Origin of the sequence: Gilliamella sp. wkB18 (genome assembly GCF_001690875.1) — a bacterium.
Classification (GTDB): domain Bacteria; phylum Pseudomonadota; class Gammaproteobacteria; order Enterobacterales; family Orbaceae; genus Gilliamella; species Gilliamella apicola_A.
On sequence record NZ_LZHM01000112.1, the window covers coordinates 1 to 8420 of the forward strand.

The window sequence follows — 8420 nt, forward strand, 5'->3', positions numbered from 1 at the left end:
GCTCCCCCTTGATAACAAGGTGATTATGCAAGCAACACAACTGGTTGAACAAGCTTATCAATTAGGCTTAACTGACGCTAACGATATTCAATTTTGGGGATTAAATGGCTTAAGGTACCAAACTGCATTTACTCAGCAGCCTAACGTGCTTGAACAAATAGCCAAAGCGCAAAAAGAGCCGAGCACATTCTCAAAACACGTTATTAACGCCCAGATTCACCTTGAAATCTCATCACTTTCGATTAACGAATAACAAATAAAACAAGCAATAAAGGATATAAGATGAAGAAAGCAGCAAACCTTGCGTTAGAAAATGTAATCCAAGCATCGGGCGCTTGCCCTGTCTGTGAACGAACTGGGCTACCGGTTTTTTTACTGCGTCAGGCTGTGATAAAAACAACGTCGAGTTTAACAAAAAAAGTCAACGCCACTTATCAAGAGTTAGCCGATTACGCTAAAAATTTAGATTTTAAAAACCGCATGCCAGAAGAGGCATTAGAATATTATAGCTATGTACTGCGTATTTTGCGTAAAGGTTATGTGTATGTGATGCAACAAAAAGGCGACGACATCCATAGCCGAATACTCCATGCGTATGAATGCATTGATGGGGCACTACGTTTAAGAAACTACCATGACCTGCCCAATACCGAGCCAAGACCTTTATCAAAAGCGTGTAACAAAGCTTGCCATTCTATTCCGGCATCGTTCATCAATCTTGATGATAAAAACTTTACGCAAGCTTGGGTGGCTTATTGTTCACGACCTTGGTCGAAAACAACCATTGATGATTACCTACAAGAACAAGATAGCCAAGCGCTATCCCGTTTTACCCAAATTGATATACAAAAACTCAAAGACTCACCGTCTGAGGCAACTGGCAACCGAGCCGTACCGTTTAAAGATATTTTTGGTAGTAGTTATCAAACTTACCAAGCAGAAAACAGCAAAGTACTGGAATTTCGTTTTGATGAGCATCTTGATAATTTTGAATCGGTACATGGGTTTACCCGTTTAAAAGACCAAAAATTAAAATATGTGCTACATACCAATCAATTATACCAAGGGGATAAACCGATATCCTGCGGCGTCGTGCTGGAAGACACTTTAGGCATCGCCGAAGAGCTCAACTCGCAACGGGTATCGCACCTGCATATGTTTAACGAAATACCGTTAACCACAGAAGAAGTGAATTTAGCAGAAGAATTAATCGATGGTTTTGACGATTTAGACAAAGCAACAAAAATCTACGAACAACGAGCAAAAAACATGCTCCACACCATCAATCCTGCATTGAAAAGAAAATTTGATTATTATCAACCAGTTATGTTTAAAAAGCGGATAATTTTACAGCTAATGGAACAGTACCGAACTTCGATTGTAACTTCGTTTGATCATAAAATAGCAATTTTAGAACAAGAACATGAAAATTTAATAAAAAATAACCCTGAAGGGTATTCTATTACAGCTAGATCACAGGATATCACTAGAAAGGCATTAAGTATAAGCAAATTAAAATCGATGAAAGATGAAAAACTCAATGATTTTGATAGCTGTGTGGATCAAGGTAAAGTTGATACCTTTAAAGGGGAATTAGAATCCGCTTATCAAAAAGTGGTTGATTACCATAAAGAGTGGTCGCAGGACTATTTTACCTATGTCCGTTGGTTATTTGGCAAACAAGGGATTGTCTCGCAATTTAGCAAAACCAAACCCAAAAGTGTTAACACCAATCATTTTTGGCAACGTGAATTTGATTTCAGTACTGAAACGACGCAATTGGTGCACGCATCAGAAGTGGGCTCTATTTTAGTCGATACCACTCATTCCGAAATCAAACTCGATCAAGACAGCGCCCTGTGGGACGAGCTGCTCAGTAATCCTGAAAGTATCTATTACATTACCGAATATAATAACGCAAAAGGTATTGATCGTGACGAGCCTGTCTACGTAGACTTAAAAACGAACGAATTAATAACACCAACCGACTGGTTATCAAAATCAACGGAGTTTATTGGTACTGTTTCTACTGCAATGGTAGAAAAAAAGAGGGATAAAGAGCTAAACAATAAAAAAATCGTATTAGAAAAAAACAAAGCCGAGTTGGAAGCTAAAATTGAACAAAATAAACAAAAAATTGACGAGCTTGAACAACAAAAAAAACAGATTCCAGTTAGTGATCCGGTAGCGCAAGAAAAACTCAGACGTGAAAAAAAGGTTTATGAAACGAAGCATAGGGAATTAAATAAAAACCTTGAAGTGGTAAATAACGAATTATCAAAGCTTGCTAGTTCAACACAACACACTCAAGTATCAACCCAATATAGTGAAAGTTTACTTAACCGCACGGCACTAAAAAAACAGGCAATACTGGCTAAAGACACCCTACTTAAACCGATAAAATCGCACTGGATGCGGCTAAATGCATTTGATGAACTCGCCAAACTAGGGGCGCTACCGGTTGAAATAAACGTGCAAATTAAACCAGAAAATATCGTAAAAATTCAAAATCTATTAACCCAAATGCATCGTGGTTTTTACAATCGTGGCGCCTATCACCCGCATGAGCTTGCCTTTTTAGAAAGTGTTGATATTGATGAAAAGCCAATTAAAACCGGCTCGGGCAAAATGCAAAAAGCGAAATTTACCCTATGCTTTCCTGATAAAGTCAGTAAAGCCTTATTTGTAGACTTTATTAATAGCACCAATGGTACATTAAGCCCATACAGCTTAAAACAATTTATGGAGCAAAAGTATAAAGATTATTTCAAATTAATCCATAAACAAAAAACACTGCTTGAAAACATAGAAAAAGTGAATCAAGGCAAAGCCTCAACCACTGAAGTATTAAGCAAAACCAGTGATAAAGCCCTAGAACAAGCAAAAGCTAAAATAAACGAAAAAATATCAAAAGCGGGTGGTGTGATAGACAAAGCGCAACATGAATTAGAACGTATCTATAATGAGGTAGAACTACAAACCGCTAATCAAAACGCCAGAACAGGGAAAATAACTTTTGGTATCAGTCTTGCAGTGAACGGCATATTAGGCACCCTGACCCTAATAAACATTAGCGATATGCTTAAAGAGTGGGATGAAGCAAAAGAAGGTAACGGTGAAACCGATCTAAAAGGGCAAATGCTTAAAGATCTGGTGTCACTGGTACTAACTAGCATCGACTTAACTAACCAATATAAAAATATCAAACTCAATATGCAAATGGCTGAAGCGATTAACGCTGGTAAAAATGTGCGTCCAATCAAAGCACAAATTAAGCTCAATACTATAATCAGTAAAACTGTTTCTAGAGCAACGGCTACGATCACGGTATTAGATGCGATCGGTGAGCTAAAAAGTTCGTTTGATATGATGAATATGGAGAATAAAAGTTATCTCATAATGAGGATAGGAGGAGCATTTATGTTAGGTGGCGGTGCTATTATAGCAGCATTAGCTAGTTCATGGATAACTGTGATTGTGGGGGCTATTTTAATCATTAGTGGTTCAATCGCAGTTATGTTTAGTAAAAAGTACGATAATTTTACGGCTATTCAGCACTGGTTAAACCGTTGCTGCTTTGGTAAGCAAGAAGAATTGGACTATTTAGGCTATCAAGCCTATCACGAAGATGAATACAGCACTCACGCGGGTTTTGGTTTAGCGCTCAACGACTATGCGATTATGGTTTATAATATTCAAACCTTTATTCGTTTAAAACCGCTGTATCATGTACCATCAACAACAGAAATACTAGTTAAGCCCGATGCACCAAATCCATTTCAACGGCATATCTATTTTTATTTGGATATTCCCGATTTTGCCAAATACAATCAAAACGAAAGTGCAATTGCGCTAATTCGCTTATTTATTAATGATTACCCAAATCTAAAAAGTGAGCCAGACCCTCTGCCCGAAAAATATATCGATCTAAAATACCGTATCACCTCGCAACAAATAACGTTATTAGCCATCAGCAAAAACTATGGTGACCTAAATCTTATTTCGACGGATAAAAAAGCCTATTTTGATAAGTATGATCGTAATATCGGCGTACTGACTCGGCTCCCAATACCCGATTATAGTAAAATTGACGAGCCAAACGAATTTACTTTAACCACATCGGCCAATCATCTTACTGATAAAACCACAACCAATAGTGACGAGCCAGTGCAAAATGGGCTTATTATCAATAAATGGATCGCTGGCACGATAGGTGTGTTTAATATTGTAAAATATCAAATCATTGTTCAATACAATAACCGTGAAGACGTGCCATTAATCGTGACTAAAAACAATAAAATTTAAATTAAGGAGTAAAACAATGCCATCACAATATCAACCCCAAATTTTTGGTTGGATAGGCGATTTAGTAAAAGGCGGCAATTCTCTAACCGATGCCGATGATCGCTTGCTCTATGCCAATGATAACTACTGTGCTTTTATTCGTAAAACAAAATCCGATCAGATTTTTTATTTGTGTATTTATTTAATTGTGTTAATTTTTTTAACTTTAGCAACCATTTTATGGATACTATTAATTTTTTTATTTAATATTGAAAATGAATCAAAAATAAACATATTAGGTATATCAGCATTTACTATTTGCTGTGTTGCTATTTATCTTATTATTCCCGAAATCTATCAAAACCTGTTTACACGCCGAGGAAGCCCCATTATTTTTAACCGTAAAACGGGTAAAGTGTATATCAATGAAAGCTATTTTTTTAATTTTAAAGTGTTACGCAATCCGCTAACCTTTTTGCACCCCAATAAAAAACGCATAAAAGAATATGACTGGGCAGATTTACAAGGGGTGGTGGTGCACAACTTTTCACGCTCTTCACTCAACACCACCATATTAATGGTGTGCAAACCAAATACCCATAAAACAATCGACCATATCTTGTTAGACCCATTACGTGGTGGCATAGGTAGTTATTTTGTTTGGGGGTGGGTCAATAACTTTATGTGCGCGAACAAATTAGCCGGTCTAAACGACGGCAAATACAAATGGGAACAAGAAACTCAATTTAAAGAAAAAATTATTAAAGGACAAGGCTGGCCAGAATGGATGGTAGAAGCGTTTAATGCCACATCGCAAGAAGAGCTCGCTGAAATTAAACAACGGCACCATATAACGGAATAACCAAGATGATTAAGGAATAAGGGATAATTATGCCATCACAATATCAACCCCAAATTTTTGGTTGGATAGGCGATTTAGTAAAAGGCGGTAACTATTTAACGGGGGCGGATCAGCGTCTTCTATATGCCAATGATAACTACTGTGCTTTTATTCGTAAAACTTTATCAGATCAAATATTTTACTTATCCATGCTTTTTGTTCTTTTTGTCCTTTCAATACCATTAATCTACTTATCTATAAATTTAATTTTAGAATTAGCATTAAGAAAAGAAACTTTCTTGATGATTAATTTCATCGTGATATTAATTGCTTCTTTAGTTGCTTTATATATATTTATTATCCCTGAATTCTATCAAAACCTGTTTACACGCCGAGGTAGCCCCATTATTTTTAACCGTAAAACGGGTAAAGTGTATATCAATGAAAGCTATTTTTTTAATTTTAAAGTGTTACGTAATCCGCTAACCTTTTTGCATCCTAATAAAAAACGCATAAAAGAATATGACTGGGACCATTTACAAGGGGTAGTGGTGCACAACTTTTCACGCTCTTCACTCAACACCACTATATTAATGGTGTGCAAACCAAATACCCATAAAACAATCGACCATATCTTGTTAGACCCATTACGTGCTGGCATAGGCAGTTATCTGGTTTGGGGTTGAGTCAATAACTTTATGTGTGCTAACAAATTAGCCGGTCTAAACGACGGCAAATACAAATGGGAACAAGAAACCCAATTTAAAGAAAAAATTATTAAAGGACAAGGCTGGCCAGAATGGATGGTCGAAGCGTTTAATGCCACATCGCAAGAAGAGCTCGCCGAAATTAAACAACGGCATCATGTCAAACAATAAGTTTTAATAGCTCAGGGCGGGAAAGGATAACGCCGCCGACTTTACAATAACCGTGAAGACGTGCCATTAATCGTGACTAAAAACAATAAAATTTAAATTAAGGAGTAAAACAATGCCATCACAATATCAACCCCAAATTCTTGGTTGGATAGGCGATTTAGTAAAAGGCGGCAACTCTCTAACCGATGCCGATGATCGCTTGCTCTATGCCAATGATAATTACTGTGCTTTTATTCGTAAAACAAAATCTAGTCAAATTTTTTATTCATTTATGCTTATAATTGTTTTAATTCTTTCAATACCCATTATATATTTGGGTTTTTCATTGATTTTGGATTTAAGTCCTATAACAGAGTCAGCTATATTCATTACAGTGATAGTTACATTGATTGCTTGCATCGTTGCTTTGTACCTTTGCATTCCTGAATTATATCATAACTTATTTACACGCCGAGGAAGCCCTATTATTTTTAACCGCAAAACGGGTAAAGTGTATATCAATGAAAGCTATTTTTTTAATTTTAAAGTGTTACGCAATCCACTAACCTTTTTGCATCCCAATAAAAAACGCATAAAAGAATATGACTGGGCCCATTTACAAGGGGTGGTGGTGCATAATTTTTCACGTTCTTCACTCAACACCACTATATTAATGGTGTGCAAACCGAATACCCATAAAACAATCGACCACATTTTGTTAGACCCATTACGTGGTGGCATAGGTAGTTATCTGGTTTGGGGTTGGGTTAATAATTTTATGTGCGCGAACAAATTAGCCGGTCTAAACGACGGCAAATACAAATGGGAACAAGAAACTCAATTTAAAGACAACATTATTAAAGGACAAGGCTGGCCAGAATGGATGGTCGAAGCGTTTAATGCCACATCGCAAGCAGAGCTAGCCGAAATCAAACAACGGCATCATATAAAACAATAAATTTCAATAGTTTAGGGCGGGAAAGGATAAAGCCGCCGACTTTACAATAACCGTGAAGACGTGCCATTAATCGTGACTAAAAACAATAAAATTTAAATTAAGGAGTAAAACAATGCCATCACAATATCAACCCCAAATTTTTGGTTGGATAGGCGATTTAGTAAAAGGCGGCAATTCTCTAACCGATGCCGATGATCGCTTGCTCTATGCCAATGATAACTACTGTGCTTTTATTCGTAAAACAAAATCTGATCAGTTACTCTATTTATGTATGTGCGACAAGGGCGTGCTTATGGCACCTAACTTATTGATTTTATTCAATAAAGTTAGGTGGGCTATTAAAGTGAACAACTTTAATTAGCTACCCTTCACAATATCTGAGTAGGACGTTACACATGTCCGAAAGGATATTGTGTAACCTATATTCGGTAAAGAATAATTTTTAGTCTGTGAGAGACAAATCTCATATATTTAAAGAACTAATTCTTTGGACAATTCAATTAATCATATCTGATATTCTGGAATTTCCAAGGTATTCAATAAGAAATTATTGAATTGACCAAGGAAACGAAAGAACCCATCAGCATATAGTTTAAGCTAGAATTGACCTATTGTGAAGTTAAATAAGTGCACAAGCTGTTATTATCATTGTTGGCATATTTTATAGGCACTATGTTATATAAAATATGAGTCAACCTGTTATATGACTAACAGTAGCCTAGGGATAGTGCGAGATTGGCAACGGTCTGGTATGGAGCTTCCTAACAATGTACCCCCTTGAGGAATAGCAAGGTTAATGCGTATCGTGAGGTAACATTAAGTAATGGCAAGTAGCATGTCATGAGGGGCTAGGCTAAATAGAAAGATGAACGTAAGTGAATTGCTGATAAACGTCGTGAATTGTAAAGAGCTTAAGCTACTGACAAGCTCTAACCAAAAAGGTATATAGTGGGATATCTCTTTTTACATTGGGGATACGTCATCATAAACACTATCGGCGAACAGGCAGCATCTTAACTATTTATGTGATAATAATGGAACTTGGTAAGCCTGTATTTCCGCCGAAAGGCAGGTAGAGCGCAAGCGATACTGTTGGGGGTGCAGGTAAGGGAGGTTAGAGAAAGCGAATGATTGGCTGTAATGGCTGATATAGGGTATGAAACATGACCTAACCCGAAAGGGTGCAGACTTCTAACTGGTCTTTCATCGTAAGATGTTGGCTAATCCTTTTGTGGTCATTTCTTCGGGAATGATTGGGTGAGGAAGGAAACAGGCAAGTTAAACAAGCCCATTTCCCTACTCTAACAATTTTACCATGTGACAGAGAAGTAGAATTTATTTGGTCTACTGAATAATTCTTCTTCTTGTGGTCCAACACGAAGAAATTATTCACACAAAGCCAAGTAGATTTCTGCTTATTTCTGTTACTACAGGAGTAAGTATGAAAGAGTACACTAAGTTTAACCAAAAAGTTAAAAGT

General features: G+C 36.8%; 7 protein-coding genes. All 7 read left to right on the forward strand.

Annotated elements, in window-relative coordinates; all coding sequences use genetic code 11:
• Positions 1-253, forward strand: a 253-nt coding sequence (locus tag A9G48_RS10985; protein ID WP_218057892.1) for a hypothetical protein, incomplete at its 5' end; no start/stop codon positions are given.
• Positions 254-282: 29 nt separating this feature from the next.
• Complete coding sequence (locus A9G48_RS10990; RefSeq protein ID WP_065576171.1) at positions 283-4305, forward strand: toxin VasX; 4023 nt, start codon at positions 283-285, stop codon at positions 4303-4305.
• A gap of 16 nt (positions 4306-4321) precedes the next feature.
• Positions 4322-5146 (forward strand): DUF6708 domain-containing protein, encoded by an 825-nt coding sequence (locus tag A9G48_RS10995; RefSeq protein WP_065576172.1) that lies wholly within the window; start codon positions 4322-4324, stop codon positions 5144-5146.
• A gap of 29 nt (positions 5147-5175) precedes the next feature.
• Positions 5176-5811, forward strand: coding sequence for a DUF6708 domain-containing protein (locus A9G48_RS11000; RefSeq protein ID WP_065576173.1), 636 nt, complete (start codon positions 5176-5178; stop codon positions 5809-5811).
• A gap of 12 nt (positions 5812-5823) precedes the next feature.
• Positions 5824-6003 carry a hypothetical protein gene (locus tag A9G48_RS11005; RefSeq protein ID WP_065576174.1) on the forward strand — a complete coding sequence of 60 codons (180 nt, stop codon included), beginning with the start codon at positions 5824-5826 and terminating at the stop codon, positions 6001-6003.
• Positions 6004-6115: 112 nt separating this feature from the next.
• Complete coding sequence (locus A9G48_RS11010) at positions 6116-6940, forward strand: DUF6708 domain-containing protein (protein WP_065576175.1); 825 nt, start codon at positions 6116-6118, stop codon at positions 6938-6940.
• A 112-nt stretch (positions 6941-7052) separates the two neighbouring features.
• Positions 7053-7301: a hypothetical protein gene (locus A9G48_RS11015; RefSeq protein WP_065576176.1), complete on the forward strand. Its 249-nt coding sequence runs from the start codon at positions 7053-7055 to the stop codon at positions 7299-7301.
• Positions 7302-8420 lie beyond the last annotated feature (1119 nt).

Excerpts from the sequence above, each read along its gene's own strand:
- A9G48_RS10990 (WP_065576171.1), top strand. The coding sequence starts at position 283 with ATGAAGAAAGCAGCAAACCTTGCGTTAGAAAATGTAATCCAAGCATCG.
- A9G48_RS10995 (WP_065576172.1), top strand. The coding sequence starts at position 4,322 with ATGCCATCACAATATCAACCCCAAATTTTTGGTTGGATAGGCGATTTA.
- A9G48_RS11000 (WP_065576173.1), top strand. The coding sequence starts at position 5,176 with ATGCCATCACAATATCAACCCCAAATTTTTGGTTGGATAGGCGATTTA.
- A9G48_RS11005 (WP_065576174.1), top strand. The coding sequence starts at position 5,824 with ATGTGTGCTAACAAATTAGCCGGTCTAAACGACGGCAAATACAAATGG.
- A9G48_RS11010 (WP_065576175.1), top strand. The coding sequence starts at position 6,116 with ATGCCATCACAATATCAACCCCAAATTCTTGGTTGGATAGGCGATTTA.
- A9G48_RS11015 (WP_065576176.1), top strand. The coding sequence starts at position 7,053 with ATGCCATCACAATATCAACCCCAAATTTTTGGTTGGATAGGCGATTTA.